Origin of the sequence: Streptomyces omiyaensis, from assembly GCF_014650895.1 — a bacterium.
Lineage (GTDB): Bacteria > Actinomycetota > Actinomycetes > Streptomycetales > Streptomycetaceae > Streptomyces > Streptomyces omiyaensis.
Window position 1 is genome coordinate 1 of record NZ_BMVV01000029.1, and the last position, 26822, is coordinate 26822.

A 26822-nucleotide genomic window follows, 5' to 3' on the forward strand; every position below is an offset into this window, starting at 1 on the left:
ATGTTCACCTTCAAGTCCGGGGCCGACGGCGGTTTCGCGTCGCCGGTGAAGTCCTGGACCACCGCCCCGGGCAACTGGTGGCCGGAGAACGTCAAGCTCGCCTCGGGCGACTTCGACGGCAACGGCCGGGACGACGTGGCGGCGTTCTACGGCTACAGCGACGGCCGCGCCGCGCTCTACACCTTCAAGTCCGACGCCAACGGCGAGTTCTCCGCCCCGCTGCGCTCCTGGAACGTCCCCGAGAACTACTGGTGGGGCGAGAACGTGAAGCTGGCCTCGGGCGACTTCGACGGCAACGGCCGGGACGACGTGGCGGCGTTCTACGGCTACAGCGACGGCCGGGCCGCCCTGTTCACCTTCAAGTCCGGCGCCGACGGCGGCTTCGCCTCGCCGGTGAAGTCCTGGAACGTCCCCGAGAACTACTGGTGGGGCGAGAACGTGAAGCTGACCGCCGCCGACTACGACGGCGACGGACGCTCCGACGTGGCCGCGATGTACGGCTACGAGGACGGCGAGGTGTCCCTCTTCACCTTCACCACCCGCACCGACGGCACCTTCGAGAACCCGGTGAAGTCCTGGACCACGGCCCCCGGCAACTGGTGGATCGAGAACGTCCAGATCGCCTCCGGCGACTTCGACGGCAACGGGCGCGGCGACGTGGCGGCGTTCTACGGCTACAGCGACGGCCGCGCGGCGCTCTACACCTTCAAGTCCGACGCCGCCGGCACGTTCGGGAGCCCGCTGCGGTCCTGGAACGTGCCCGAGGACTACTGGTGGGGCGACCACGTGAAGCTCGGCTGACCCTTCCCGCACCACCCCCGGGGGCGGCGGCACGGACCCGTGCCGCCGCCCCTTCCCACGCATCCCCCCGGATGGGGAACGAGAGGAACGACATGGCACGCACGACCCTCGGCACGGGAGTCCGCGCCGCGCTCACGACGGCCCTGGTGCTGAGCGGGGCGGCCCTGCTCCCGCCCCCGGCGGCGCAGGCCGCGTCCGTCGCCACCTGGGACAAGGTCGCCCAGTGCGAGAGCGGCGGGAACTGGTCGATCGTCAGCTCCAACGGGCTGTACTACGGGGGCCTCCAGTTCCGGCTGAGCACCTGGCAGGCGTACGGCGGAAGCCGCTACGCGACCTACCCCCACCTGGCCACCAAGCAGGAGCAGATCCTCATCGGCGAGAAGGTCCTCGCCGGGCAGGGCGAGGGCGCCTGGCCCACCTGCGGCCCCCGCGCCGGCCTGGGCGCCGACTCCGCCGACCCCTATCCCGAGGAGCCCGTCGAGCCCGCCTGGCGCGCCGACTCCGCCTCCCGGGTGAACGCCGACTTCAACGGCGACGGACGCGACGACAACGCGGCCTTCTACGGCTACGCCGACGGCTCCGTCGCCCTCTTCACCTTCCTCGGCAGGACCGACGGCGGCTTCGCCAACCCCGTCAAGTCGTGGAGCGTGACCCCGGGGAACTGGACCCACCGCAGCATCAAGCCCGTGGCGGGCGACTTCAACGGCGACGGGCGCGCCGACCTGGCGGCGATGTACGACTACGCCGACGGCTCGGTGGCGATGTTCACCTTCCACTCCAAGCCCGACGGCGGCTTCGCGGCCCCCGTGAAGTCCTGGACCACCGAGCCGGGCAACTGGTGGCCGGAGAACGTGAAGCTGGCCTCGGGCGACTTCGACGGCAACGGCCGGGACGACGTGGCCGCGTTCTACGGCTACAGCGACGGCCGCGCCGCGCTCTACACCTTCAAGTCCGACGCCACCGGGAAGTTCTCCGCCCCGCTGCGCTCCTGGAACGTCCCCGAGAACTACTGGTGGGGCGAGAACGTGAAGCTGGCCTCGGGCGACTTCGACGGCAACGGCCGGGACGACGTGGCCGCGTTCTACGGCTACAACGACGGCCGGGCCGCCCTGTTCACCTTCAAGTCCGGCGCCGACGGCGGCTTCGCCTCGCCGGTGAAGTCCTGGAACGTCCCCGAGAACTACTGGTGGGGGAGGAACGTCAAGCTCACGTCCGGCGACCACGACGGCGACGGGCGCGCCGACGTGGCCGCGATGTACGGCTACGAGGACGGTGCGATCGCGCTGTTCACCTTCCCGGCCCGCACCGACGGCACCTTCGAGAACCCGGTGAAGTCGTGGACCACCGAGCCGGGCAACTGGTGGATCGAGAACGTGCAGATCGCCTCCGGCGACCACGACGGCAACGGCCGCACGGACGTCTCCGCCTTCTACGGCTACAGCGACGGCCGTGCGGCCTTCTACACCTTCAAGCCCGACGCCTCGGGGAGGTTCGGCACCCCGCTGCGGTCGTGGAACGTCCCCGAGGACTACTGGTGGGGGAGCGCCGTCACGCTCGGCTGAGCCCGGCGGCCCGGAACCACGGGCCGGTCACGGCGAACGTGGTCCCCGGCTCGTAGCAGTTGAGGTACATCGTCCGGCCGTCGGGGGCGAAGGTGACGCCCGCGAACTCGCCCCACTCGGGCGCCCCGGGCCTCCCGATGTCCTGGCGGCCGCGGGCGACGGGGTACACCTCGCCCTCCCGGCTCACCCCGAAGACGTGCTGCGCGCCGGCGCCGTCCTCGCAGACCATCAGGCCCCCGGCGGGCGCCAGGCAGATATTGTCGGGGGACTCGCCGGGGAGCCGGACGTCGGTGTCCGGGCCGAAGACGACGGAGAGGGTGAGCCGCCGGTCGCGGGGGTCGTACCTCCACACCTGTCCGAAGTGGGTGGCTCCCGAGCCGTCGGAGGCGCGGGCGAAGGAGGAGACGAAGTGGACGCTCCGGCCGCCCCAGTAGCAGCCCTCCAGCTTCTGCGCGTGGGTGATGCCGCCGGGGCCGAAGTCCTGGAAGCGGAGGGGGGTCCCGGTCGCCTGCGGGTCCGGGACCGGCACCCACTCGACCGATTCGAAGACGGTCCCGGCCTCCTGGACCACCGACAGGTCGGGGACCCCGGGCACCCGCAGCGCCTCCAGGGTGCCGCCCGCGCGCAGCGCGCCGGTGCCGCCGAGCGGCCGCTCCGGCAGGAAGCGGTAGAAGAGCCCGAAGGGGTGGTCGAAGGCGTCCTCGGTCTCGTACACGATCCCGCTGTACGGGTCGACGGCGACGGCCTCGTGGGCGAAGCGGCCCAGGGCGGTGAGCGGGACGGCGCCGGTGCGGTGGGGGTCGGCCGGGTCCACCTCGAAGACGAAGCCGTGGTCCTTCTCGTACCCCTTGGTCCCGGCCCTGTCCTCGGTCTCCTCGCAGGTCAGCCAGGTGCCCCAGGGGGTCGGGCCGCCCGCGCAGTTGACGGCGGTGCCCGCGATGCCGACGTGCTCGGCGCGGACCTCGCCGCCGGCGTCGAGGTCGAGGACGGTGCAGCCGCCCCTGCCGCCCCGGTCGTAGACGAGGCCGGGGACGAGGGGGACGGCGTGCCGGGCCTCGGGCCGGTTCTCGTGGTTGCGGACGAGCCGGACGCCGCCGTACGGGCCGGCGAAGGCGCTCATGCCGTCGCAGTGGCTCGGGACCGGGCCCTCGCCGGAGCGCAGCGGTTCGCCCTCGCGGGAGAGGACCCGGTAGGAGAAGCCGGCGGGGAGGTCGAGCAGGCCGGCCGGGTCGGGGAGGAGCGGGCCGTGGCCGGCGCGCGGGTCGGCGGCCGCCGGGGAGCCGGCGAAGAGGTCGGCGAGGGCGCCGGTGAAGGCGATGCCGAGGGCGGCGGCGCCGGTACGGGCCAGGATCTGACGTCGTGTCACGGACAAGGGGTCGGCCTTCCCGCCGGAGACAGGTGTGGACCCGCCGTATGTACCACGCACCGGGGTGCGTGATGCCATGACGCGGGTCCACGTCGCCTCGAACGGCGTAATTCCGGCCTGTCGTGACCAGGGGTCAGATCAGCTCGGCGGTGAGCGTGATCGTCGTGCCGGTCAGGGCCTGGCTGACCGGGCAGTTCTTCTTGGCGCCCTCGGCGGCCTCCTGGAACTGTCCGGCGTCCAGGCCGGGGACCTCGCCGCGCACGGTGAGGTGGATGCCGGTGATGCCCTCGCCCGGCTGGAAGGTGACGTCCGCCTTGGTCTCCAGGCGGGTGGGCGGGGTGCCCGCGCCGGCCAGGCCGTGCGAGAGGGCCATCGAGAAGCAGGAGGAGTGCGCGGCGGCGATGAGCTCCTCGGGGCTGGTCTTGCCGTTCGGCTCCTCTGAGCGGGCCGGCCAGGAGACGTCGTACGAACCGAGACCGGAGGAGTCGAGGGTGACGACGCCGGAGCCCTTGAGGAGGTCGCCCTGCCAGACGGTGTGGGCGTGACGGACGGTGGCCATGATGCTTCCCTTTCGATCGGCTACGACCCCAACCTACTGCGCCACGAGCCCCTTTGCGTCCCGCGCCAGGGCGGTGAGCCGGGAGATGGCCCGGAAGTACTTCTTCTTGTACCCGCCGTTCAGCATCTCGTCGCTGAACAGCTTGTCGAACGGGAGTCCGGAGGCGAGCACCGGTATCTCGCGGTCGTAGAGGCGGTCGGCGAGGACGACGAGCCGCAGCGCGGTCGACTGGTCCGGGACCGGGCCGACGTCGGTGAGGCAGACGGCGGACAGGTCGTCGGTGAGGGCGCCGTACCGGCTCGGGTGAACCCTGGCCAGGTGTTCGAGCAGGTGCGGGAAGTCGTCCAGGGAGGCGCCGGGCACCCGGTACGCGGTCTCCGTGACGACCTGGTCGGAGCGGGGCGCGGGGGCCTCGGGCAGGCCCCGGTGGCGGTAGTCCTCGCCGTCGATCCGCAGCGGCCGGAAGTGCGCGGAGAGGCCCTGGATCTCGCGGAGGAAGTCGGCGGCGGCGAAGCGGCCCTCGCCGAGCTTGCCCGGGAGGGTGTTGGAGGTGGCGGCGAGCGCCACGCCCGCCTCGACCAGCTTGCCGAGCAGGCTGGAGACGAGGACCGTGTCGCCCGGGTCGTCCAGTTCGAATTCGTCGATGCACAGGAGCCGGTGCCCGCTCAGCGTCTGCACGGTCTTCTGGAAGCCGAGCGCGCCGACCAGGTTCGTCAGCTCCACGAAGGTGCCGAAGGCCTTCAGGGCGGGGTCGGCGGGCGTGGCGTGCCAGAGCGAGGCGAGCAGGTGGGTCTTGCCGACGCCGTAGCCGCCGTCGAGGTAGACCCCGCGCGGGCCGGCCGGGGCGGCGGGCTTGCGGGCGAACCAGCGGCGCCTGCCCGCGCCGGTGGCGTGGGCCCCGCCGAGGCCCTCGGCGAAGCCGGAGAGGACCTTGACGGCCTCGCACTGGCTGGGCTGGTTCGGGTCCGGGAGGTAGGTGTCGAAGCGCACCGAGTCGAAGCGCGGCGGCGGGACCATCTCCGCGACCAGCCGGTCGGCGGGGACGTGGGGCTCGCGCGAGCAGAGCGAGAGCGGGGTCGCCGCTGCGGGGGCGGCTTCGTTCGGGGTACGGGTCGACACAGTTCCCCACTGTAAGCGCCATGTCAGACTGCGAGAATGCGACGCCTGTTTCCTGTGACGGACATGACAGCACTGAACCCCCAGGTCAGCGATGCCGACCGGGAGTGGTCCCTCGACGAGCTGGCCGACGCCTACGCGTACCCGGAGGGCGAGGAGCGCTGGCTGCGGGCCAACATGGTCTCCTCGCTCGACGGGGCCGGACAGCACGAGGGCCGCTCGCAGCCGCTCTCCTCCGACGCCGACATGCGGATCTTCGGCACCCTCCGGGGCCTCGCCGACGTGGTCGTGGTCGGTGCGGAAACGGTACGGCTGGAGGGTTACCGCCCCGCCCGCGCCCGTGAGGCCTTCGCCGCCCGCCGGGCCGCCGCCGGCCAGGGGCCCGCCCCGGTCATCGCGGTGGTCACCGCCTCCCTCGACCTGGACCTCTCCCTCCCCCTCTTCGCCTCCCCGCTGGTCCCGACCCTGGTCCTCACCGGCGCGGGAGCCCCCGCCGGCCGGCTCGCCGCCGCGCGGGACGCCGGCGTCGAGGTGCTCCTCGCCGGGGAGGGCGCCGGGGTCGACCCGGCCCGCGCGGTCGCCCTGCTCGCCGGGCGCGGGCTGCGCCGCCAGCTGACCGAGGGCGGCCCCCGGATGCTCGGCCAGTTCACCGCCGCCGGGGTGCTGGACGAGCTGTGCCTGACGGTCTCCCCGACGATGACGGCGGGCGACGCCCAGCGGATCGCCCACGGCCCCTCGCTCGCGCATCCGACACGCCTGGGACTGGCTTCCCTCCTGGAGCAGGACGGCTTCCTCTTCAGCCGCTACCGTCGGATCTGACAATCGGCGGAATTTGTCGTTCCGCTTAGCGTCTACTGGGCACAATCACAGTCGCAGTCCCCGTGGGGACACGGGGAAGGATGGTTTCCGCAGAAGGGCTCCTGAGGTGTTCACAAGCGTTCTGATGATCGAGAAGCCCCTGACGTCCGTGGACGTGGAATTCGTCACCACCCTGCACGGCGACGAGGGCGTGTCCTTCATCGTGCTGATGCAGCCGCGCGGTGACCAGGCCGATCTACTGCTGCGCGCCATCGACGACGTGGCCATGGGCGAGCTCAAGGAGGCGACCCGCGAGAGCGACGAACCGGAGGGCAAGGAGGCCAGGGAACCGGCCGAGCTGGCCCTGGAGCACTCGCTCCGGGCCCTGAGAGGGGCGGGCTGCGAAGCGGTCGGACAGGTGGTCGAGGACCATCCCCTGGACAAGATGAAGGCGGTCGTCGAGGAGGCGGGGGCGGACGAGGTCATCGTCCTCACCGCCCCGCACTACGTGGAGGAGTTCTTCCACCGCGACTGGGCCTCCCGCGCCCGCCACAAGGTGGGCGTCCCCGTCCTGAAGCTGTTCGCGCACAGCGAGTAGCCGCACGCCGCCCGGGGGCACGGCGCGACCGCGTCCCCGGGCGGCCTCCCGGCCCGTCCGCCGCCAGCCACTAGGCTGGGAGGGACACGTCGTACGCACACCCGGGGAGAGATCCGCATGGCACCCGCCATCCCTGCCGCCATGGAACGGCCGCACTTCATCGGCATCGGCGGTGCCGGAATGTCGGGCATCGCGAAGATCCTCGCCCAGCGCGGCGCCAAGGTCGCGGGCAGCGACGCCAAGGACTCCCCGACCGCCGAGGCGCTCCGCGCCCACGGCGTCACCGTGCACGTCGGCCACGCCGCCGACCACCTCGCCGACGACGCCTCCGCCGTCGTCGTCTCCAGCGCCATCCGCGCCGACAACCCCGAGCTGGCCCGCGCCGCCGAGCTCGGCATCCCGGTCGTGCACCGCTCCGACGCGCTCGCCTCCCTCATGGACGGGCTGAGCGCGATCGCCGTCGCCGGCACCCACGGCAAGACGACCACCACCTCGATGCTGGCCGTCGCCCTCACCGAGCTGGGCGCCGACCCCTCGTACGCGATCGGCGGCGACCTCTCCGGCCCCGGCACCAACGCCCGGCACGGCGCCGGCGAGGTGTTCGTCGCCGAGGCCGACGAGAGCGACCGCAGCTTCCAGAAGTACGACCCCCGGGTCGCGATCGTCCTCAACGTCGAGCTCGACCACCACGCGAACTACGCCTCCATGGACGAGATCTACGAGTCCTTCGAGAAGTTCGCCGCGAAGATCCGCCCCGGCGGCACCCTCGTCGTCGGCGAGCACGCCGGCGCCCGCGAGCTGGCCCGCCGCGTCGCCGCCTCGGGCCGCGGGGACCTGGAGATCGTCACGGTCGGCGAGGGCGACGGCTCCGACGCCCGCATCCTCAAGATCGTCCCGCACGGGATGAAGAGCGAGGTCACCGTCGCCCTCGACGGCGCCGAGCACACCTTCACCGTCTCCGTCCCCGGCCGCCACTACGCGCACAACGCCGCCGCGGCCCTCGCCGCCGGCGCCCGCGCCGGCCTCGACCCGGCCGCCCTCGCCCAGGCGCTCACCGCCTACACCGGCGTCGGCCGCCGCCTCCAGCTCAAGGGCGAGGCCGCGGGCGTCCAGGTCATCGACTCCTACGCCCACCACCCCACCGAGATGACCGCCGACCTGGAGGCCATGCGCGGCGCCGCCGGCGGCGCCCGCCTCCTCGTCGTCTTCCAGCCGCACCTCTTCTCCCGCACCCAGGAGCTGGGCAAGGAGATGGGCGACGCCCTCGCCCTCGCGGACGCCTCCGTCGTCCTCGACATCTACCCGGCCCGCGAGGACCCGATCCCCGGGATCACCAGCGAGCTGATCCTCGACGCGGCCCGTGCCGCCGGCGCCGACGTCACCGCCGTCCACGACAAGACCGAGGTCCCCGCCGCGATCGAGGGAATGGCCCGCCCGGGCGACTTCGTTCTGACCATGGGCGCGGGCGACGTCACGGACCTGGGTCCGCTGATCCTGGCCCGCCTGGCGAAGTAGAGGAGTGGACGCACGATGGCGTACGAGGTCGAGAAGCCGGACGAGGAGTGGCAGGCGCAGCTGACCCCGTCGGAGTACCAGGTGCTCCGGCTGGCCGGCACGGAGCCCGCCTTCCGCGGCGAGTACACGGACACGAAGACCAAGGGTGTCTACTCCTGCCGCGGCTGCGGGGCCGAGCTGTTCACGTCGAACGAGAAGTTCGAGTCGCACTGCGGCTGGCCGTCCTTCTACGACCCGAAGGACAGCGCGGCCGTCGAGCTGGTCGCGGACACTTCCCACGGCATGGTCCGCACCGAGGTCCGCTGCGCCCGCTGCGGCTCGCACCTGGGCCACGTCTTCGAGGGCGAGGGCTACCCGACCCCCACGGACCAGCGCTACTGCATCAACTCGATCTCCCTCCGGCTGGAGCCGGACGGGAGCTGACCGGGACGGCGCCGCCGGGCGCCGCGTAGGTCCGCACGGCCACCGTGCCGTGCGGGCCCCACTCCTGCGCGACCGTGTCGAGCAGGACCCAGCCCAGCCGCTCGTAGAGCGCCACGGCGGCGGTGTCGTGGCAGGCCACGTCGAGGACGGGGTGGAGTCCCCGCCGCCCGGCCTCCGCGACGGCCTGTGCGAGGAGCAGCGCGCCGAGGCCGTGCCCGCGGGCCGCGGGGGAGACGCACAGCCGGTTGACCACGGCGACCGTGTCGACGCCCCGCCCCGTGCGGGCGCTCCAGGCGCCGGGCGCCCCGTCGTCCTCCCGGGGCCCGGCCAGCCCCACGTGCCCGGCGATCCGCCCGCCGAGCTCCGCCACCCACGCGCCGAGGAAGCCCGGCGGGGTGAGCCAGGACGCCGGCCGCCCGGGCCAGCTCCGCGGATAGCCGTCGTGCTCGTGGACCTCCCGCAGCAGCCGCACGGAGGCGTCGAGGTCGGCCCCGGCGCGGGGGCGGACGGAGGGGGTCGCGGTCTCGGTCTCCATCGCCGCATCGAAGCACACTTCCCGGGCGGGTCCGCCCGCGCGGCGATTGGCCCAGGGAAACGGGCCCGAAGTTGCCCAGGGCTCCGGGCCGCTCCTCCGGCAGGCTGTCGCCCATGACGACCGACCACGCCCCGAGCGCCCTCGCCGCCGGCCCGTCCACCCGCACCCGGGTGGACTTCTGGTTCGACCCCGCCTGCCCCTTCGCCTGGATCGCCTCCCGCTGGATCCTGGAGGTGGAACCCCTCCGCGACCTCGACGTCCGCTTCCGCGTGATGAGCCTGTACCTGCACAACGAGGGGAACGACCTGCCCGGCTGGTACCGGGAGCTGGTGGACCGCTCGCTGGGCCCCGTCCGGGTCGCCGTCGCGGCGGCCGGGCTGAGCGGCGAGGAGGTCCTGCGCGACCTCTACACCGCCTGTGGCACCCGCATCCACCGGGGCGGGGACGAGGACTTCGAGCGGGTGGTCGCCGAGGCGCTGGAGGAGGTGGGCCTGCCCGCCGGGCTGGCCGCCGCCGCGCACACCGACGCGCACGACGACGCCCTCCGCCGCAGCCACGACGCCGGGACGGACCCGGCCACGGGCCGCTACGTCGGCACCCCCACCCTCCACCTCGACGGGGTCCCCTTCTTCGGCCCCGTCCTCGACGCGGTCCCGCGCGGCGAGGAGGCCGCCGAGCTCTTCGACGCGCTCCGCGTCCTCGCCCGGCAGCCCCGCTTCTTCGAGCTCAAGCGCGAGCGCACCGGAACCCTCGCCTTCGACTGAGCCGCCGGGGCGACGGACGGCTCCCTTCCCGGCGCCCCGGACACCGGGGTGTACGAACGTACCTTCTGAGGCGTACGATCGTACGCATGACGACGGACCACTTCGCCGGCGACCCGCGCACCCACCTGGAGCGCATGCTCGCGGGCGACCTCTACATCGCCGACGACCCGGAGATCGCGGACCGGCAGCGGCGTGCCATGCGGCTCGCCTCCCGCTACCAGGCCGCCTTCCTGGACGATCCGGCCGCCGCCCGGCCGCTCCTCGACGAGCTGCTCGGCTTCGCCGGCGAGGACATCGAGGTGCGGCCGCCGCTGTACGTGGACTACGGGAGCAACATCTCCATCGGGGCCCGGACCTTCGTCAACTACCACCTGACCGCCCTGGACGTCGCGGCGATCACCATTGGCGAGGACTGCCAGATCGGCCCCAACGTCCAGCTCCTCACCCCCACCCACCCCCTGGAGCCGCAGCCCCGGCGCGACAAGCTGGAGGCCGCGCGCCCCATCACCATCGGCGACAACGTCTGGCTCGGCGGCGGGGTCATCGTCTGCCCCGGGGTCACCATCGGCGACAACAGCGTCATCGGCGCCGGTTCGGTCGTCACGAAGGACGTCCCCGCGAACGTCGTGGCCGTGGGCAGCCCCGCCCGGCCCGTCCGGGACCTTTAGGGAGCCCGCCGCGATGGCCACCGGACGCACCGATCCCCGGCGCCGCGAGCGCATCCTCGCCGCCACCCTGGACCACATCGCCGACGAGGGCGTCACGGGCGTCTCCCACCGGAAGGTCGCCGCCCGTGCCGGGGTGCCGCTGGGCTCGATGACGTACCACTTCACGGGCATGGACGAGCTGCTCCGGGAAGCCTTCACCCGTTTCGCCGACCACGGCGTCGCCCTCTTCGAGCGGCACCTGGACGCGGCCGACAGCCCCGAGCGGGCGCGCGAAGCGGTCACCGACCTCATCCACGAGCTCTCCGACGGGCCGCAGCGCGACCTGGTCCTCACCCACGAGCTGTACACCCTCGCGGCCCGGCGCCCGGAGTACCGGGAGCTGACGCGGAGGTGGATGGGCCGGAGCCGGCAGCTGCTGGAGCGCCACTTCGACGCGGAGACGGCCCGTCAGCTCGACGCGCTCATCGAGGGGCTCGCCCTCCACCGAGCCCTCGACACCGCACCGCACGACCGCCGGCTCACGCGCGAGGCCGTCCGGCGCGTCACCACCCCCGCCGGCTAGCGGCGGCCCACGGACAGCCCGCGGGGACCCGACCTGACACGGGCCCCCGCGGGCGCACGCGTCCGCTCGTGGTCACCGCCTCCGGTAGGCGGTGGCCAGCGCGGAGACCGTGACCCGGCCGGGCAGGGCGCCGCCGCCGTCCAGGTCCGCGGGACGCACGTGGCGCGCACTCGGCGTCATCGCCACCAGGTCCAGCGCGTCCGGCCCGGACAGGGTCGCGGAGTACTCCACCCGCTCGGTGGCGACGGCCTCGAAGAAGGGGGTGAGCGCGCGGTGCAGGCGCTGTTCCTTGGCCGGGTCGACCGCGACCATCGCGGGCAGCCGGCCACGCAGCTCGGCCAGGTGCCGACCGGTGGGCCGGACCACGATCAGCCGGCCGGTCGGGCGCAGCACGCGGTGGAACTCGGCCGGGTTGCGCGGGGCGAACACGTCCAGCACGACATCGGCCGTCCCGCCGGCCAGCGGGAAGGGGCGGAAGACGTCCCAGGCCACCGCGGCGGCCCGGTCGTGGGCGCGGGCCGCCAGGCGCAGCGCGCGCGCCGACGTGTCCAGCCCCAGACCGCGGGCGCCGGGCAGACGGTCGAGCACGCCGGCCAGGTAGTAGCCCGTGCCGCACCCCACGTCCACCACCGTGGCCCGCTCGGACGCGGCGCCGGCCGCCAGGCGGGCCCCGGCTTCGCGGAGGGGCGCGTAGGAGCCGGTGGACAGGAACCGGTCCCGGGCCCGGACCATGGCCGCGTCGTCCCCGCTGGTGGCGCGGGCGCCCGTCAGCAGGCCGGCGTAGCCGTGACGGGCGATGTCGAAGGTGTGGCCCCCCGGGCAGCGGAGCGCGGCGCGGTCGGGGCGCAGGCGGTGCGTCCGGCACACCGGGCAGCGCAGCAGGTCGAGGGAGAGGGCGAGGGCAGGGGGAAACGGCACGGGCACGAGGCACTCCTGGCGAACGGCGAAGGGAAGGGGCCGTGCCTGCGCGCCCGGAGCCTCACCGCCCCGCGAAGGGAACGGGCAGGGGGGACTCGGTCCGTGCGGCAGGCACACCGAGGAGGGCGACGCCGTCCGGCATCGCCCTCAGCGCCTTCCGATCACAGGAAGCAGCGGTGCGGGGTGCTCGTGAATGCCACGCCGTCAGTCTACGGAGGACGACGTGGCGCGCACGCCTCCGTGCCCGGGAGCGGGGAGACGCGGCCTAGTGGACGGAGAAGCCGCCGTCCACGAAGAGGGACTGGCCGGTGACGTAGGCGGAGGCGGCGCTCGCCAGGAAGACGGCGGCCCCCGCGAAGTCCTCGGCGAGGCCGTTGCGGCCCGTCATCGTGCGGGCGGCGAGCGCGGCGACCTTCTCCGGGTCCGAGGAGAGCCGCTGGTTCAGCGGGGTCATCACGAAGCCCGGGACCAGCGTGTTCGCGGTGACGCCGTACGGGGACCACGCCTCGGCCTGCGAGCGCGCGAGCGACTCCAGGGCGCCCTTGGACACCCCGTACGCCCCGCTCTGCACGAACGCGCGGTGGGCCTGCTGCGAGGTGACGTGGATGATCCGGCCGAAACCGCGCTCGGCCATCCCGGGGCCGAACCGCTGACCGAGCAGGAACGGCGCCTCCAGGTTCACCGTCATCGTCGTGTCCCAGACCTCCTCGCCCAGCTCCCCGAAGGGCGGACGGAGGTTGATCCCGGCGGAGTTGACGAGGACGTCCGGCTCCCCGAACGCCTCGGCCGCCGCCTCCGCGCCCGCCCTGATGCCGTCCCGGGTGCTCAGGTCGGCGCTCACCCGGGCCGCCCGGCAGCCCTCGGCCGTCAGCTCGTCGACGGTCGCGGCGAGCTCCGCCTCCTTGCGGGCCAGCACGACGACGCTCGCCCCGGCGCGGGCGAGCGCGCCCGCGATCGCCCTGCCGATGCCCGAGCTGCCGCCCGTGACGAGCGCGGTGCGGCCTTCGAGGGAGAACAGGCCGGAGAGGTATCCGGCGGGGGTGGTGCTCATGCGGGTCACTCCTCAGGACGTGCGGGTACCGGCCCGCCCACGTGCGGTAGGGGGCAGGTACACGCATCCTGGCACAGCCGTCCCTCAGGCGAGCCGGGCGACGAACTCCGTCCAGGCGCCCGGCGCCACGGCGAACTGCGGACCGTCCGGGACCTTGGAGTCGCGGACGTGGACGGTGGAGGGGCAGCCGGCGACCTCGACGCAGTTGCCGCCGTCGCCACTGCTGTAGCTGGACTTGTGCCAGGAGAGAGCGACTTCCACGCAGTCGTCGCCGCTGCCGCTGCTGTAACTGCTCTTGAACCAGGCCAGGTCTGTGGTGCTCATAGTGCTCCTCGGATCTCCTGCAACAGGCCCACGGATGCCTCTACAGACAGAGCCTGTGCCCGCATCCTGGCATAACGCTGCTGGAGGACGCTGACCACTTTGGAGTCGGAGATGAGCTGGCCGGTCTCCTGACCTTCGCAATAGGCGTACCAGGTGTTCTCCTGGGTCTCCAGGAGGCGCAAGGGCCCACCGAGGCCTGCGTGGTTGCCACGCGACTGCGCCATGATCTGGACGTCGATGTTGCGGCGTTGGCCGAGGTCGAGAATGTGGTCGATCTGTCCGCGCATGCTCTCCGCATCCGCCACCTGCCTCCGCAGGGCGTGCTCCTCGATGATGAAGCTGAAGATCGTCTCCGGGCATTCCGTGAGGATGCTCGCCCGCTCCACCCGGGTGACCAGGTTCGACTCGATCTTGTCATCACTCATCGCCGGAATCTGCTCCTCGAAGAGCGTCCGCGTGTACGCCGGCGTCTGGAACAGCCCCGGTACCAGCCGGTTCTCGAAGGTGTACAGCGTCACCGCCAGCGGCTCCAGCTCCGCCCACTTCTCGAACCACTTCGCGAGGCCCTCCTTCCGCGTCAGGTGCTTCGCCGCCGCCCGCAGCGCCCCGAACGCGTCCAGCACCTCCTCGGCCCGCTCCACGAACTCCTTCGACGGCAGGCGCCTGCCCTGCTCGATCGAGGCGACCATGGGCAGCGAGTAGCCCACCAGCGGCGCGAACTGTTCCTGCGTCAGGCCGGCCCGTCTGCGGAAGACCTTGACCACTTCGCCGAACGCCTTCAGGCTCTCCGACGTCTCCGGTTCGCTGCCCTTCGGGACCTCGTCCGCCACCCCGCCACCTCCCGCACCCGTGTGCTCGCGCCGATCCCCTCCATGTTCACGGACAGTCACCGGTACCGTCCAGAGCGTGCACCCGTACGCTGCGCAGCGTACGGGTGGCTGAGCTGGCAACTCCCCGGGGAGCGCGCCACATTGGCCCCATGACCATCCCAGCGACCCGCCGACGGCCCGTCACCGTACGCATGTTCGCGCAGCGATTCAGCTCCACCCCGCGCGGCGCCCGCCTCGCCCGGCGGCTGGCCCTCCACCAACTCCACCAGTGGGGCGTCCCGTACGGCTCCGCGCTCTCGGAGTCCGCCGCGACCGTCGTCGCCGAGCTGGCGGCGAACGCGGTCACCCACGGGCGGGTGCCGGGGCGCGACTGCGAGCTGGCGCTGCTCTACTCGCCGGGGCTGCTGCTGCGGATCGACGTCTCCGACACCCGGGGCGAGCGGCGGCCGGCGTCCGGCGCGCCGGGGCCGCTGGACGAGGGCGGTCGGGGCCTGCTCCTGGTCGGGGCGCTGGCCTCGCGGTGGGAGGTGCTCGACCGCGTGCCGGTGGGGAAGACGGTACGGGCCGAGCTGGACCTCAGGGGATGAGGTCCGGCCCGGCCCGTCCGCGGGTCAGCCGCGCAGCGCCTCGTACCCGGCGGGGCGCGTGGTGAAGGCGCCCCGGCCCTGGGTGCGGCCGCGCAGCCGGGTCGCGTAGCCGAAGAGCTCGGCCAGCGGAACCGTCGCCGTCACCACCGACGTGCCGCCCCGGACCGCGGAGTCCGTGACCCGGCCGCGGCGGGCCGCGAGGTCGCCGAGGACCGCGCCGACCGACTCCGCGGGGACGGTGACCGTCACCTCGGCGACCGGTTCGAGCAGCGTCAGGGTGCTCGCCCGGAGCGCCTCGCGCAGCGCGAAGCGGCCCGCCGCCCGGAACGCCATCTCCGACGAGTCCCTCGGGTGCGTCGCCCCGTCGGCGAGCGTCACGCGGACGCCCGTCACCGGGTGACCGCCGAGCGGGCCCTCGGCGAGCGCGTCCCGGCAGCCGGCCTCGACCGCCCGGACGTACTCCTGCGGCACCCGCCCGCCGGTGACGGCGGACGCGAACGCGAACTCCTCCCCGCCCTCCAGGGGCTCGACGTCGATCACGACGTGGGCGAACTGGCCCGCGCCGCCGTCCTGTTTGACGTGCCGGTACAGCAGGCCCGTCACGCCCTCCACCACCGTCTCGCGGTAGGCGACCCGGGGCCGTCCCACCGCGACCTCCAGGCCCCGGTCCCGGCGCAGCCGCTCCACCGCGACCTCCAGGTGCAGCTCGCCGAGGCCCGACAGGACGGTCTGGCCCGTCTCCGGATCGGTCCGCACCACCAGCGACGGATCCTCCTCGGCGAGCCGGGCGAGGGCCGTCGACAGGCGGTCCGTGTCGGCGCTCCGGCGCGCCTCCACGGCCACCGAGACGACCGGGTCGGCCGTCACCGGCGGTTCGAGGACGACCGGCGCGTCCGGAGCGCACAGCGTGGCCCCGGCGCGGACGGCCTTCGGGCCGACGACGGCGACGATCTCCCCGGCGACGGCGGCCGGCATGTCCACCGTCCGGTCCGCCTGCACCCGCAGGATGCGGGAGATCCGCTCCCTGCGGCCGGTGGCGTTGTCCAGCACGGTCGCCCCCGTGGTGAGCGCGCCCTCGTAGACGCGGACGTACGTCATCCGGCCGGTGGCGGCCGCGCTCACCTTGAACGCGAGCGCGACGAGCGGGGCGCGCGGGTCGGCCGCCGTCCCGCTCCCGTGGACGGGGGGCCGGTCGGACGGGGCGGGCAGGAAGGCGACGATCGCGTCGAGGAGCGGCTCCACCCCCCGGTCGCGGTACGCCGAACCGCACAGCACCACCACGGCCGCACCCGTGAGCGTGAGCTCCCGCAGGGCCCGCGCCAGCGTCCCGTCGGCGAGCGCGCCGGCCGCGCAGAACTCCTCCAGGGAGTCCGCGTGCAGCTCCGCCACCGCCTCCTCCAGGGCCCGCCTGCGGCGCACCGCCTCGTCCCGCAGCGCCGCGGGCACGCCGGTCTCGGTGCGCCCGTCCTCGCCCCACAGGTGCGCCCGCATCCGGACCAGGTCCACCACGCCCCGGAAGCCGTCCTCCCGCCCGACGGGCAGCTGGACGGGGAGCGGGACGGCGCCCAGGCGGACCCGGATCGAGTCGACGGCCGCGTCGAGGTCGGCGCCCGCCCGGTCCATCTTGTTGACGAACGCGATCCGGGGCACGCCGTGCCGGTCGGCCTGCCGCCACACCGTCTCGCTCTGCGGTTCGACGCCCGCGACCGCGTCGAAGACGGCCACGGCCCCGTCGAGGACGCGCAGCGCCCGCTCGACCTCGTCGGAGAAGTCGACGTGGCCGGGCGTGTCGATGAGGGTCAGGCGGTGGTCCGCCCACGAGCAGCTCACGGCGGCGGAGGAGATCGTGATCCCCCGCTCCCGCTCCTGCGGGTCGAAGTCGGTGACGGTGGTGCCGTCGTGGACCTCGCCCTGCTTGTGGACGGCGCCGGTCAGGAAGAGGATCCGCTCGGTGACGGTGGTCTTGCCCGCGTCGACGTGGGCGAGGATGCCGAGGTTGCGGACGCGGGGGTTCTGGGAGACGCGCACGGTGTCGTGCCTTTCGCTGCTGCGTGGAGGAACGGGGCAGCGCGATTCCCGGACGCGCGGAGGCGTCGGCGGGCCTGCGATGACGGGCGCGCAGCCGTCACCGGCAGGCGGGAGAGGCGAGGATCACGTCGTACCGGCGGGCGCGGGGGAGGACGGCGACGGCGTACTGGTGACGCACGGTCGGCTCCCCTCGGTCGGTCGGACGGTCTCGCGGCGGCGCGCCGGACGGTGCGCCGTGACGGGAGTGTAGGGAGCGGGGGAGGACCGGCGACAGCGGTTTTCCGGTGCGGGGGACGGTGCGGGGGACGGGGCGGCGTGCGGGGCGGGGGAGGGAGCGGTGACGCGTGGCCAGTTCTCGACTGTCCCGGCGGGCCGGGCGGGTGCTTAATGGGGTACCGCCCAGGCGCCCCTTGGGATCCGGCCTCGGGGATTCGGTCACGGGGGTGCGGCCGGACGAGTGCACGGTCTCACCGTTCCACACCGCTCCACACCGCTCCACGAGTTCACGGCTCCACGGCTCCACGGCTCCACGACTTCACGGCTCCACGAGTTCACGACTTCACGGGGGAGACATGGACGAGACGACCGGGCCCGGCACGCCGCCCGAGCCGCCGCACGGACCGCCGGGCACGCCGCCAGAGCCGCCGCACGGACCGCCGGGCACGCCGCCAGAGCCGCCGCACGGACCGCCCGGCACGCCGCCCCAGCCGCCGCACGGACCGCCGGGCACGCCGCCGGGGGGCCAGGCGCCGACGCCGCCCGACCCGCCGACCCGGAGGGCCTGGCAGGTGCAGCCCCGGGTCGCGGCGCCGCGCGGGCCGCGCGCGGTCGACCTGACGGTCAGCCGCGGGGTCCTGTGGATCGGTGCGGCCGCGCTCCCGCTGCGCCACCTCACCTCGGTCGAGGTGGCCCGGGCCAAGCCCGACTGGGTGCTGCGCGTGTTCCTCTCCGCCGTCCTGGTCGCCGCCTTCGTCGCCTTCGCCCGCGAGGACACGGGCCCCTCGACGCGCTCCGCGGCCGTCATCTGCGCGATCGGCGTGGGCGCCCTCCTCCTGAAGGTCGCCTTCACCCCGCCGAAGCCGGTGCTGCTCATCCAGACCGCGGCGGGTTCCACGGCCGCCGTGACCCTGCCGGACATCGGCGAGCTGCGGCACGTCGCGGCCCTGATCGTGCGGGCGATCGACGACGTCCCGGCGGAGTTCACCGTGGTGGTGCAGCGCACGGGGACCCCCTCGGGAGGGAACCGGGACGGCTCCGTCGTCCGGGTGAAGGGCGGCGGCCTCAGCTACCGCTAGCGGCGTCGGCCGGCTGGAGGAGGTCCCAGCGGTTGCCGTACAGGTCCTCGAAGACGGCGACCGAGCCGTACGGCTCGTGCCGGGGCTCCTCCAGGAACTTCACCCCCGCCTCCGTCATCCGCGCGTGGTCGCGGGCGAAGTCCTCGGTGTGCAGGAAGAAGGCGACCCGGCCCCCGCTCTGGTGGCCGATCGCCGCCTCCTCGTCCTCGTTCTTGGCACGGGCCAGCAGCAGCCCCGCGTTCCCGATCCCGCCGACGCCGCCGCGCGGACGGACGACGACCCAGCGGGCGCCGTTGCCCCGGTCGGTGTCCTCGACGAGCTCAAAGCCGAGGGCGTCGGTGTAGAAGGCGATGGCCTCGTCGTGATCACGGACGACGAGCGTGACGAGTGCGATGGACGGCATTACCCCAACGTAATACGCGCACCGGGTGCGCCCCACCCGCGCGGACCCGCGTCGCCCCCGCTCCGACCCTCGACCCGGCGAGGGTCGGTACGAGGGTCGGGGGAGGGGTCGGCGGTAGGGGGCCGGCAGGAGGGCGCGGCCGCAGGGGGCGGTGCGAGAATGCCCGGCATGGACGGCGCAGGTGGCGGAGGGCCCGCGGGGTTCGAGGGGCTCGTCGGGCGCGCCCGGGGCCTCGCGGCCGCCGGAGGACGGCGGATCCTGGGGATCGCGGGGCCGCCGGGGGCCGGGAAGTCGACGCTGGCCGAGCGGCTCGTCGACCGGCTCGGCGGGCTCGCCGCGCTGGTGCCGATGGACGGGTTCCACCTGGCCGGCGCCGAGCTGGTCCGGCTCGGCCGGGCCGGACGCAAGGGCGCGCCCGACACCTTCGACGCCGCCGGGTACGCGGCCCTGCTCGCCCGGCTCCGCGCGCCGCAACCCGGGACCGTCGTCTACGCGCCCGCCTTCGACCGGGCCCTGGAGGAACCGGTCGCCGGCTCCGTCCCCGTGCCCCCCGGGATCCCGCTCGTCGTCACCGAGGGCAACTACCTCCTCCACGGGGCCGACGGCTGGGCGGCGGTCCGCCCCCTCCTGGACGAGGTCTGGTACCTCGACCCGCCCGACGCCGTGCGCGTGCCCCGGCTCGTCGCCCGGCACGTCCGCTTCGGCAAGGACCGCTCCGAGGCCGAGGCGTGGGTGGAGCGCTCCGACGAGGCCAACGCGCGTCTCGTCGCCCGGGGCCGCGACCGCGCCGACCTGGTCGTGACGGCCTGGTCGTGACGGCCGGCCGGGGATCTCGCGCGGACCTCGCGCGGACCCCGGAAACGCCCTACCGCACGCGCGTACCCGTCGGTCACCATGTCCTGGTAGCAGCACGACACATGGGGGAGCACGGTGACGGAGATCCTGTACGGCGAGCGGTCGCGCAATCCGCTGGCCAGGACGGTCGAACTGACCGAGGACGGCATACGCCGGGGCAGCCGGCTGACACCGCTCGGAGAACTGAACCTCGCCGCGATGGCGGAGGCGTACCGGCGCGGGCAGTGGCTCGGCGGCGGCGGGTCCGAGCGGACCCTGGACCGGCTGCCGGAGGGGCCCGGCATCGTGCCGGTCATCCGCGCCACCGGCACCAGCACGCCCGTCAAGGTGCGCCGGGCGGCCGACTTCGCGCGGGAGCTGGGCACCCTGGCGGTGCGGCTCAGCGGCGGCCCCGAGCGGGTCGACGAGCTGGCGCGGCGCGCCGACGCCGAGGGCGTGCCGCTGTGGCTGGCCCGGCGGACCGCGCCCGCCCCCGCCGGGGACGTCACCGTCGCCGTCGACCGGCGGCTGGTGCGGGTCGACGCGTGGGGCCCGCACGCGCCCGCCGTACGGCTCCGGGCCCCGTACGGCTTCCACCACGACGAGCCCGACCCCTCCCGGGGGCTCACGCTCACCGTCGGCGACACGCCCGCCGCGCTCCGCCTCGCCCACCGCAAGCTCCGCCGCTCCAAGAGCGTGGTGGAGGCCGAACTCCCCGGCCGGCTGTGGGAGCTGCGGCGGCACGGCCCGACCAGCTCCTGGCTGCTGCGGGACGGGCGGAGGGTCGCCCTGCTGTCCCGGCCCCCGCGCCGCCGGAGCCCGGCCCGGCCGGACGCCCTCCTCCTCCCGCTGAGCCCGGTGGGGCTGGAGACCTCCGACCCGCTGGACGCCGTCATGGCGCACGCCTTCGCCGCCTCCTTCGGCCTCGGCGACACCACCGGCCTCGCCCGCTTCCCGTCCCAGTGGCGCCCCCGGGAGGGCTACGAGCCCGCCGCCGTGGACACCGACTGGAACCGCCCCTGGTACACCAACATCGGCACCGGAGGCGACGACAACTCCCCGGGCGGCGGGGACGGCTGGGGCTCCGACGGCGGCGCCGCGGGCGACTCGGGCGGCTCCGACGGCGGCGGCGACTCCGGCGGCGGGGGCGGCGACGGCGGCGGCGGTGGGGGCGGCGACTGACGGGTCCCGCCGGGGCCGCGCCGGACACCGCCCGGCGCGGCCCCGGCGGGCGCGGGGCGCGGGCGGCGCGGGGCCCCGCGAGTAGGGTGACGGCATGAGCGACGAGCGGGCCGGGGACGGCGGGTGGGAGGAGCGGGTCGCCGCCCTCTGGACGGAGATCGACGCGCACGGCCCCGAGGAGTTCCGGGAGCGCGTCGCCGTGCTCGCCGCCGAGCGCGGCGACGACGACGCGGTCGCCGCCTTCGAGCTGGGCGCCGCCCACGACTCCACCGGGATGCCCGAGGAGGCCGTCGCCCACTACCGGCGCGCCCTCGGCCTCGGACTGAGCGGACTGCGCCGCCGCCGGGCCGTCATCCAGCTGGCCAGCAGCCTGAGGAATCTCGGCCGGCCGGACCGGAGCGTCGAGCTGCTCACCGCCGAGCGCGACCTGCCCGCCGAGCGGCTCGACGCCGACGAGCTGGCCCTCGCCCCGGCCGTCGACGCCTTCCTGGCCCTCGCCCTCGCCGACACCGGCCGGGACCGGGAGGCCGCCTCGCTCGCCCTCGGCGCCCTCGCCCCGCTGCTGCCCCGCTACAACCGCTCCCTCGCGCACTACGCCCGCGCCCTCCTCACCGCGCCCGACGGCGCCTGATCCCGGCCACCCGGACCGGCCTCCGGACGACTTCGCCGGGCGACCGGTGGGCGCACCGCCCCACTCGCTAGGCTGAACGCAACGGCGACGGAAGGCGGGCTCACGTGGGGTGGCTGCGCAGAGGACCCAGGCGGGACGGCGAGGACGCGCCGCGGGACCCGGAGTTCGCCTACTTCTCCGAGCGCGAGGCCGCGCTCTTCCGCTCCACCGTCCGCGAGGCCTTCGCCGAGCTCGGCCTGGAGGTCACCGTCTACGCGTCCGCCGTCCAGGACGACAAGCAGCGCCGCTTCGGCCTCGGCAACCTCGCCGCCGTCTGCCACCGGGACCGGCGCGGCCCCCGCGTCTGGCCCGACCTGATCCGCCGTCACGTCACCCTGGTGGTGAGGACCCTGGACGGCCCCTCCGCCCTCGACACGCTGCCGCCCGAGCAGATCCGCGCCCAGCTCTACCCCCGGGTCGTCAACGGCGAGGGCATCGACCCCGGCGCCTTCGGCTACGCCCGGACGCTCGCCCCCGGACTGTACGAGGTGCTGGCGCTCGACCTGCCGGAGAGCGTCATGATGCTCACCGACGACGCCCTCGACCGGCTCGGCGACCCCGCCCAGCTGCGGGCCCGCGCGCTCAGCAACCTGCGCGGGCTGCCCGTCGAGGAGCACGAGACCGTCCGGGACGCCGACGGCATGTCCTTCGAGGTCGTCGTCGGCGACTCCTTCTACACCGCCAGCCGCGTCCTCGACCTCGACGCCCTCGCCCAGCGGGTCACCGGGCTGCCGCTCGGCGAGCACGGCGCCCTGGTCGCCCTGCCCTTCCGGCACCAGATCGCCTTCCACCCCATCCGGGACACCTCGATCATCCCGGCGCTCGGCGCGATGGCCTCCTTCGCCGCCTCCGAGTACGAGGACACGCCGGGCGCCATCAGCCCCTACGTCTTCTGGTGGCGGGGCGGCACCCTCACCCAGCTCAGCGAGCACGACGAGGAGCGCGGCGAGCTGCGGATCGTCGTGGGCGACGACTTCCAGGACCTCCTCGAACGGCTGATCGCCCAGGGGCCCGGCCCCCGCTGACGGGCCGCCGCGCGGTCGCGGAGGCCGGTCGGGGCGGGCAGGATGCTGGAGGACCACCTCGGAGGACGACCGCCCGCCGCCGCGAAGGAGAGACCCATGCCGAGCACCCCCGCCGGAGCTCCCGGGACGGGCGACGCGCCCGTGCCCTTCACCGCCGACGACTACCGGGCCCGGATGGACCGGGCCGCCTCCTCCGCCGCCGACGCGGGCCTCGCCGGAGTGCTCGTCGCCCCCGGCCCCGACCTCGTCCACCTCACCGGCTACCAGCCGACCGCGATCACCGAACGGCTCACCGTCCTCGTCATCGCCCCCGGCCAGGACCCGGTCCTCGTCGTCCCCACCCTGGAGGCCCCCGACGCGGAGAAGGCCGTCGGCGCGCCCGCGCTGACCCTCCGCGACTGGACCGACGGCAAGGACCCCTACGCCGTCACCGCGCCGCTCCTCGACGCCGACGGACGCTTCGGCGTCAGCGACAACGCCTGGGCGATGCACCTCCTCGGCCTCCAGCAGGCCCTCCCCGGCACCTCGTACGTCTCCCTCACCGAGGCGCTGCCGATGCTGCGGGCCGTGAAGGACGCCCACGAGCTGGACCGGATCGCCGCCGCGGGCGCCGCCGCCGACCGGGCGTACGGCGAGATCGTCAAGGTGCGGTTCGCGGGCCGCCGGGAGACCGAGGTCGCCGCCGACCTCGCCCGGCTGCTCAGGGAGTTCGGGCACTCCCAGGTCGACTTCACCGTCGTCGGCTCCGGACCCAACGGCGCCAACCCGCACCACGAGGCCGGCGAGCGGGTCATCGAGCGCGGCGACATGGTCGTCCTCGACTTCGGCGGGCTGAAGCACGGCTACGGCTCCGACACCACCCGGACCGTCCACGTCGGCGAGCCGACGGACGAGGAGCGGCGGATCCACGACCTGGTCCGCGAGGCGCAGCAGGCCGGCTTCGAGGCGGTGCGGGCCGGCATCGCCTGCCAGGACGTCGACCGGGCGGCCCGCCGGGTCATCACGGACGCCGGGTACGGCGAGTACTTCATCCACCGCACCGGCCACGGCATCGGCGTCACCACCCACGAACCCCCGTACATGATCGAGGGCGAGGAGCGGCCCGTCGTCCCCGGCATGTGCTTCTCCATCGAGCCCGGCGTCTACCTGCCCGGCCGGTTCGGCGTGCGCATCGAGGACATCGTCACGATGACCGAGGACGGCACCGGCCGCCGCTTCAACGCCACCCCGCACGAGATGGCGATCGTCGAATAGTCGAGTGGCGGCGGCCGGCGGGAGGCCCGGGCCTCAGGGCACCAGGGGGTCCTCCGGGGCCAGCGCGGCGGCGATCCGGCCCGCGACCGCCTGGGCCATGTTCCCGTCGCCGGTCGCCGCCGTCTTCGTCGCCGAGACCGCGATCGAGAGCCGCTTCGACGGCAGGTACGCCTGGAGGGCGGCGTAGCCGGAGAAGGACGGGTTCTGGAGCAGCCATCCGCCGGAGACGATCACGCCCAGCCCGAAGTGCCGCTCCTCGGTCTGCTCCAGGCAGATCGACGCGGGACACGTCGCCGTCGGCGTGCCCAGCCCGACCGTGCCCGGGTCGAGGAGGATCCGGTACGAGCGCGGGCCGATCAGCTCGCCGCTGCCGATGCCCTCGGCCGACCGGGCCATGTCGCAGACGGTGCTCGTGATGACGGCCCCCGGGCCGGTGGTCCACGAGGGGTTCCAGAAGGTCGACTCCTCGTAGAGGCCCCGGTCGGAGGTGAAGGCGTGCAGCACCGGGGACGGGATCTCGGGCGTGAAGGAGTTCCGGGTCTCCCGCAGCCCCAGCGGCCCGGTCACCAGCTCCCGCACCAGGTGGTCGATCCGGGTGCCGGTGATCCGCTCCAGCGCCCGGCTCAGCAGCAGGTAGTTGGCGTGCGAATAGCTCCAGTTGGTGCCCGGGTCGTACCAGAAGTCGTGGGAGAACGGGAAGGCGAGCAGCTCGTCGGGGGTCCACGCCCGGAAGGGGTGGGGGGAGAGCTCGGCGCCGAACGCCGGGTCGGTGACGTAGTCGTGCAGGCCCGAGGTGTTGTTCGCCAGCATCCGCAGGGTGATCTCGCCGGCCCGGGGCACCTCCGGCAGCCAGCGCTCCACCGTGTCGTCGAGCCGGAGCCGGCGCTGCTCGGCCAGGCGCAGCAGGGCCGTCCCGATGTGGGCGAAGGCGACGGAGCCGGCCCGGAAGTGCATGTCCGGTTCGGCCGGGACCCCGGTCATGGACTCGCCGAGCGCCCCGGTGACGAGCTCCCGCCCGTCGACCGTGACCCGCAGCAGCACGGCGTTCAGCGCGAGGTCCTTCCTGGCCTTCCGGGCGACCTCCAGGACGCGCCGGGCGTCCCCGGAGAGCGGTCCGGGCGTGCGCGCGCACGCCTCGGAGCCGGGCCGGGGCGGGGTCGGCACCGGAGCGGAGACGGCGGTCGACGGCAGGACGAGCGCCAGCAGCGCGGCGCCCAGGGCCGCCGCGCGGGCACGGCCGCGGCGGCGCGGGGTGGTGGGGGGTGTCATGCGGGCACTATGGCGGCCCGCCGTCCCCCGCCCGCCGGGAACACTCCGGCCGTGCGCCCATGTGGGGCCCGCCCGTGGCCCGTGCGGCTCAGCCGTCCGACAGGACCACCGCCGACTCGGGGGGCAGGCGGAGCAGGCCGTCGCGGGCCGGGGCCTCCGTCGGCAGCCAGGCCGCGAGGACCCGGTCGCGGCCGTTGGAGCCCAGCGGGATCGCGGCCGGCTCCGCGCCCAGGTTGACCGCCACCCGCACGTCGCCGCGGCGGAAGACCAGCCAGCGGGCGTCCTCGTCGAAGGCGACCTTCACCGCGCCGAGGTCCGGGTCGGTCAGGTCGGGCAGCGTGCGGCGCAGGGCGATCAGCTCCCGGTGCCAGGCGAGCAGGCGCCGGTGCGGGTCGCGCTCGCGCTCCGCGCGGTCGAGGACCGAGCGGTCCCGGGTCGCCGGGTCCTGCGGGTCGGGCACCTCGTTCTCCGCCCAGCCGTGCGCCGTGAACTCCCTCCGCCTGCCCCGCCGGACGGCGTCCGCCAGCTCCGGGTCGGTGTGGTCGGTGAAGTACTGCCACGGGGTGCGGGCGCCCCACTCCTCGCCCATGAAGAGCATCGGCACCGACGGCCCGGTGAGCACCAGCGCCGCCGCGCAGGCCAGCAGGCCGGGGGAGAGGGAGGCCGAGAGCCGGTCCCCCAGCGCCCGGTTGCCGATCTGGTCGTGGGTCTGGGCGTACCCCAGGAAGCGGTGGGCGGGGGTGCGCTCCCGGTCGACCGGACGCCCGTGGTGGCGGCCCCGGAAGGACGACCAGGTCCCGTCGTGGAAGAAGACCCGGGTGAGGGTCTTGGCCAGCGCGGCCAGCGGGGCCCGCGCGAAGTCGGCGTAGTAGCCCTGCGACTCGCCGGTCAGCGCGGTGTGCAGGGCGTGGTGGAAGTCGTCGTTCCACTGCGCGTGCAGTCCCAGGCCGCCGTGGCCGCGGGGAGTCGTGGAGCGCGGGTCGGCGAGGTCGGACTCGGCGATCAGGAAGTGCCGGCGGCCCTGCTCCCCCGCCAGCTCGTCGACGGCGGCCGAGAGCTCCTCCAGGAAGGTGAGGGCGCGGTCGTCGGCGAGCGCGTGCACCGCGTCGAGCCGCAGCCCGTCGATCCGGTAGTCCCGCAGCCAGGCCAGCGCGCTGCCGAGGAAGTACGCCCGCACCTCGTCCGAGCCCGCCGCGTCCAGGTTCACCGCCGCGCCCCACGGCGTGTGGTGGGAGTCGGTGAAGTACGGCCCGAAGACCGGGAGGTGATTGCCGGACGGGCCCAGGTGGTTGTGGACCACGTCGAGGACGACGCCCATGCCGAGGCCGTGCGCGGTGTCCGTGAACCGCTTCAGCGCCTCGGGCCCGCCGTACGGCTCGTGCACCGCCCACGGCGCCACCCCGTCGTACCCCCAGCCGCGCACGCCGGGGAACGGGCAGAGCGGCATCAGCTCCACGTGGGTGATGCCGAGCCCGGCGAGCTCCCCGAGCCGCGCGGCCGCGGCGTCGAGGGTGCCCTCCGGGGTGAAGGTGCCGACGTGGAGCTCGTAGAGGACCGCGCCGCGCAGCAGCAGCCGGGGCGGCTCGTGCCGCCAGACGTAGGCCGCGTGGTCGACGACGGCGCTGAGCCCGTCCGGCCCGTCCGGCAGCCGGCGGCCGCGCGGATCGGGCCGGACGGGACCGTCGTCGAGGCGGAAGCCGTACCGGTCGCCGTCGGCGGCCGGCACGGTGCCGGTCCACCAGCCGTCCCGCAGCGGATCCGGGTCGAGGGGGTGCCCGGTGCCGTTCAGCTCCAGGGTCACCCGGTCGCGGGCGTGCGGCGCCCAGACCTCGAAGAGCACGACGGTTCTCCTCGCAGACGGCGGTACGGTCGGCAGGTCCTCCCC

The 26822-nt window shown here is 74.6% G+C and carries 28 protein-coding genes; 16 read left to right on the forward strand and 12 right to left on the reverse strand.

Going from position 1 to position 26822, the window contains the following annotated elements; all coding sequences use genetic code 11:
* Together IE287_RS32105 and IE287_RS32110 are read left to right on the forward strand one after the other, a co-directional pair.
* Positions 1 to 801, forward strand: an 801-nt coding sequence (locus tag IE287_RS32105; protein ID WP_189852765.1) for an FG-GAP repeat domain-containing protein, incomplete at its 5' end; no start/stop codon positions are given.
* Positions 802 to 893: 92 nt separating this feature from the next.
* Positions 894 to 2363, forward strand: a complete 1470-nt coding sequence (locus IE287_RS32110; RefSeq protein WP_308436902.1) for a transglycosylase family protein — start codon at positions 894 to 896, stop codon at positions 2361 to 2363.
* Here IE287_RS32110 and IE287_RS32115 read toward each other — a convergent pair.
* The 3 genes from IE287_RS32115 to zapE form a co-directional block, all read right to left on the reverse strand.
* Positions 2350 to 3735: an alkaline phosphatase PhoX gene (locus IE287_RS32115; protein ID WP_229883874.1), complete on the reverse strand. Its 1386-nt coding sequence runs from the start codon at positions 3733 to 3735 to the stop codon at positions 2350 to 2352. The two genes, IE287_RS32110 and IE287_RS32115, sit on opposite strands and share 14 nt — an antisense overlap.
* 127 nt (positions 3736 to 3862) lie before the next feature.
* Complete coding sequence (locus IE287_RS32120; RefSeq protein ID WP_189852768.1) at positions 3863 to 4288, reverse strand: OsmC family protein; 426 nt, start codon at positions 4286 to 4288, stop codon at positions 3863 to 3865.
* A 33-nt stretch (positions 4289 to 4321) separates the two neighbouring features.
* Complete coding sequence (gene zapE, locus IE287_RS32125; protein WP_189852769.1) at positions 4322 to 5407, reverse strand: cell division protein ZapE; 1086 nt, start codon at positions 5405 to 5407, stop codon at positions 4322 to 4324.
* 36 nt (positions 5408 to 5443) lie between these two features.
* On the opposite strand from zapE, the gene IE287_RS32130 reads away from it, so the two are divergent.
* The 4 genes from IE287_RS32130 to msrB all read left to right on the forward strand — a co-directional run bounded on the left by IE287_RS32130 (position 5444) and on the right by msrB (position 8738).
* Positions 5444 to 6223 carry a pyrimidine reductase family protein gene (locus IE287_RS32130; protein WP_189852770.1) on the forward strand — a complete coding sequence of 260 codons (780 nt, stop codon included), beginning with the start codon at positions 5444 to 5446 and terminating at the stop codon, positions 6221 to 6223.
* A gap of 106 nt (positions 6224 to 6329) precedes the next feature.
* Complete coding sequence (locus IE287_RS32135) at positions 6330 to 6800, forward strand: indole-3-glycerol phosphate synthase (protein ID WP_189852771.1); 471 nt, start codon at positions 6330 to 6332, stop codon at positions 6798 to 6800.
* Between the two features lie 117 nt (positions 6801 to 6917).
* Positions 6918 to 8315, forward strand: coding sequence for a UDP-N-acetylmuramate--L-alanine ligase (gene murC, locus IE287_RS32140; protein ID WP_189852772.1), 1398 nt, complete (start codon positions 6918 to 6920; stop codon positions 8313 to 8315).
* Positions 8316 to 8330: 15 nt separating this feature from the next.
* Positions 8331 to 8738: a peptide-methionine (R)-S-oxide reductase MsrB gene (gene msrB, locus IE287_RS32145; protein ID WP_189852773.1), complete on the forward strand. Its 408-nt coding sequence runs from the start codon at positions 8331 to 8333 to the stop codon at positions 8736 to 8738.
* On the opposite strand, the gene IE287_RS32150 is transcribed toward msrB, so the two are convergent.
* Positions 8698 to 9273 carry a GNAT family N-acetyltransferase gene (locus IE287_RS32150; protein WP_189852774.1) on the reverse strand — a complete coding sequence of 192 codons (576 nt, stop codon included), beginning with the start codon at positions 9271 to 9273 and terminating at the stop codon, positions 8698 to 8700. The two genes, msrB and IE287_RS32150, sit on opposite strands and share 41 nt — an antisense overlap.
* Before the next feature lie 113 nt (positions 9274 to 9386).
* On the opposite strand from IE287_RS32150, the gene IE287_RS32155 reads away from it, so the two are divergent.
* The 3 genes from IE287_RS32155 (at position 9387) to IE287_RS32165 (ending at position 11267) form a co-directional block, all read left to right on the forward strand.
* On the forward strand, positions 9387 to 10037 hold the full coding sequence (locus tag IE287_RS32155) for a DsbA family protein (protein ID WP_189852775.1): 651 nt from the start codon (positions 9387 to 9389) through the stop codon (positions 10035 to 10037).
* Positions 10038 to 10123: 86 nt separating this feature from the next.
* On the forward strand, positions 10124 to 10705 hold the full coding sequence (locus tag IE287_RS32160) for a sugar O-acetyltransferase (protein WP_189852776.1): 582 nt from the start codon (positions 10124 to 10126) through the stop codon (positions 10703 to 10705).
* Between the two features lie 13 nt (positions 10706 to 10718).
* Positions 10719 to 11267 (forward strand): TetR/AcrR family transcriptional regulator, encoded by a 549-nt coding sequence (locus tag IE287_RS32165; protein WP_189852777.1) that lies wholly within the window; start codon positions 10719 to 10721, stop codon positions 11265 to 11267.
* 72 nt (positions 11268 to 11339) lie between these two features.
* Here the strand turns inward: IE287_RS32165 and IE287_RS32170 are convergent, their stop codons facing one another.
* The 4 genes from IE287_RS32170 to IE287_RS32185 all read right to left on the reverse strand — a co-directional run bounded on the left by IE287_RS32170 (position 11340) and on the right by IE287_RS32185 (position 14390).
* Complete coding sequence (locus tag IE287_RS32170; protein ID WP_189852778.1) at positions 11340 to 12191, reverse strand: methyltransferase; 852 nt, start codon at positions 12189 to 12191, stop codon at positions 11340 to 11342.
* A 259-nt stretch (positions 12192 to 12450) separates the two neighbouring features.
* The gene (locus tag IE287_RS32175) at positions 12451 to 13236 is read right to left on the reverse strand and encodes an SDR family NAD(P)-dependent oxidoreductase (protein WP_189852779.1); all 786 of its coding nucleotides are present in this window, start codon (positions 13234 to 13236) and stop codon (positions 12451 to 12453) included.
* Positions 13237 to 13320: 84 nt separating this feature from the next.
* Entirely contained in the window at positions 13321 to 13560 is a 240-nt protein-coding gene (locus IE287_RS32180; RefSeq protein WP_189852780.1) for a DUF397 domain-containing protein, read from the reverse strand.
* Positions 13557 to 14390 (reverse strand): helix-turn-helix domain-containing protein, encoded by an 834-nt coding sequence (locus tag IE287_RS32185; protein WP_189852781.1) that lies wholly within the window; start codon positions 14388 to 14390, stop codon positions 13557 to 13559. Before IE287_RS32185 ends, IE287_RS32180 begins: the two co-directional genes overlap by 4 nt.
* A 149-nt stretch (positions 14391 to 14539) precedes the next feature.
* Between IE287_RS32185 and IE287_RS32190 the strand changes: the two genes are divergently transcribed.
* Complete coding sequence (locus tag IE287_RS32190; protein WP_189852782.1) at positions 14540 to 14977, forward strand: ATP-binding protein; 438 nt, start codon at positions 14540 to 14542, stop codon at positions 14975 to 14977.
* A gap of 24 nt (positions 14978 to 15001) precedes the next feature.
* Here IE287_RS32190 and fusA read toward each other — a convergent pair whose 3' ends face one another.
* Positions 15002 to 17005, reverse strand: coding sequence for an elongation factor G (fusA, locus tag IE287_RS32195; RefSeq protein WP_189852783.1), 2004 nt, complete (start codon positions 17003 to 17005; stop codon positions 15002 to 15004).
* A 788-nt stretch (positions 17006 to 17793) separates the two neighbouring features.
* Between fusA and IE287_RS32200 the strand changes: the two genes are divergently transcribed.
* A complete protein-coding gene (locus tag IE287_RS32200; protein ID WP_189852784.1) occupies positions 17794 to 18300 on the forward strand; it encodes a DUF6232 family protein in 507 nt (168 codons plus the stop codon).
* Here IE287_RS32200 and IE287_RS32205 read toward each other — a convergent pair.
* Positions 18287 to 18703, reverse strand: a complete 417-nt coding sequence (locus tag IE287_RS32205) for a VOC family protein (protein WP_189852785.1) — start codon at positions 18701 to 18703, stop codon at positions 18287 to 18289. The two genes, IE287_RS32200 and IE287_RS32205, sit on opposite strands and share 14 nt — an antisense overlap.
* Positions 18704 to 18862: 159 nt before the next feature.
* Here IE287_RS32205 and IE287_RS32210 point away from each other — a divergent pair, with 159 nt between their 5' ends.
* The 5 genes from IE287_RS32210 (at position 18863) to IE287_RS32230 (ending at position 23668) form a co-directional block, all read left to right on the forward strand.
* Complete coding sequence (locus tag IE287_RS32210; RefSeq protein ID WP_373307943.1) at positions 18863 to 19519, forward strand: nucleoside/nucleotide kinase family protein; 657 nt, start codon at positions 18863 to 18865, stop codon at positions 19517 to 19519.
* Between the two features lie 114 nt (positions 19520 to 19633).
* Positions 19634 to 20719, forward strand: coding sequence for a hypothetical protein (locus IE287_RS32215; protein WP_189852787.1), 1086 nt, complete (start codon positions 19634 to 19636; stop codon positions 20717 to 20719).
* Positions 20720 to 20813: 94 nt separating this feature from the next.
* Positions 20814 to 21350: a tetratricopeptide repeat protein gene (locus IE287_RS32220; protein WP_189852788.1), complete on the forward strand. Its 537-nt coding sequence runs from the start codon at positions 20814 to 20816 to the stop codon at positions 21348 to 21350.
* A 104-nt stretch (positions 21351 to 21454) separates the two neighbouring features.
* Complete coding sequence (locus IE287_RS32225) at positions 21455 to 22414, forward strand: DUF1444 domain-containing protein (protein WP_189852789.1); 960 nt, start codon at positions 21455 to 21457, stop codon at positions 22412 to 22414.
* Between the two features lie 96 nt (positions 22415 to 22510).
* Positions 22511 to 23668: an aminopeptidase P family protein gene (locus tag IE287_RS32230; protein ID WP_189852790.1), complete on the forward strand. Its 1158-nt coding sequence runs from the start codon at positions 22511 to 22513 to the stop codon at positions 23666 to 23668.
* Positions 23669 to 23701: 33 nt separating this feature from the next.
* Here IE287_RS32230 and IE287_RS32235 read toward each other — a convergent pair whose 3' ends face one another.
* Positions 23702 to 24937 (reverse strand): serine hydrolase domain-containing protein, encoded by a 1236-nt coding sequence (locus tag IE287_RS32235; RefSeq protein ID WP_189852791.1) that lies wholly within the window; start codon positions 24935 to 24937, stop codon positions 23702 to 23704.
* Between the two features lie 88 nt (positions 24938 to 25025).
* Complete coding sequence (gene treZ, locus IE287_RS32240; protein ID WP_189852792.1) at positions 25026 to 26777, reverse strand: malto-oligosyltrehalose trehalohydrolase; 1752 nt, start codon at positions 26775 to 26777, stop codon at positions 25026 to 25028.
* Positions 26778 to 26822 lie beyond the last annotated feature (45 nt).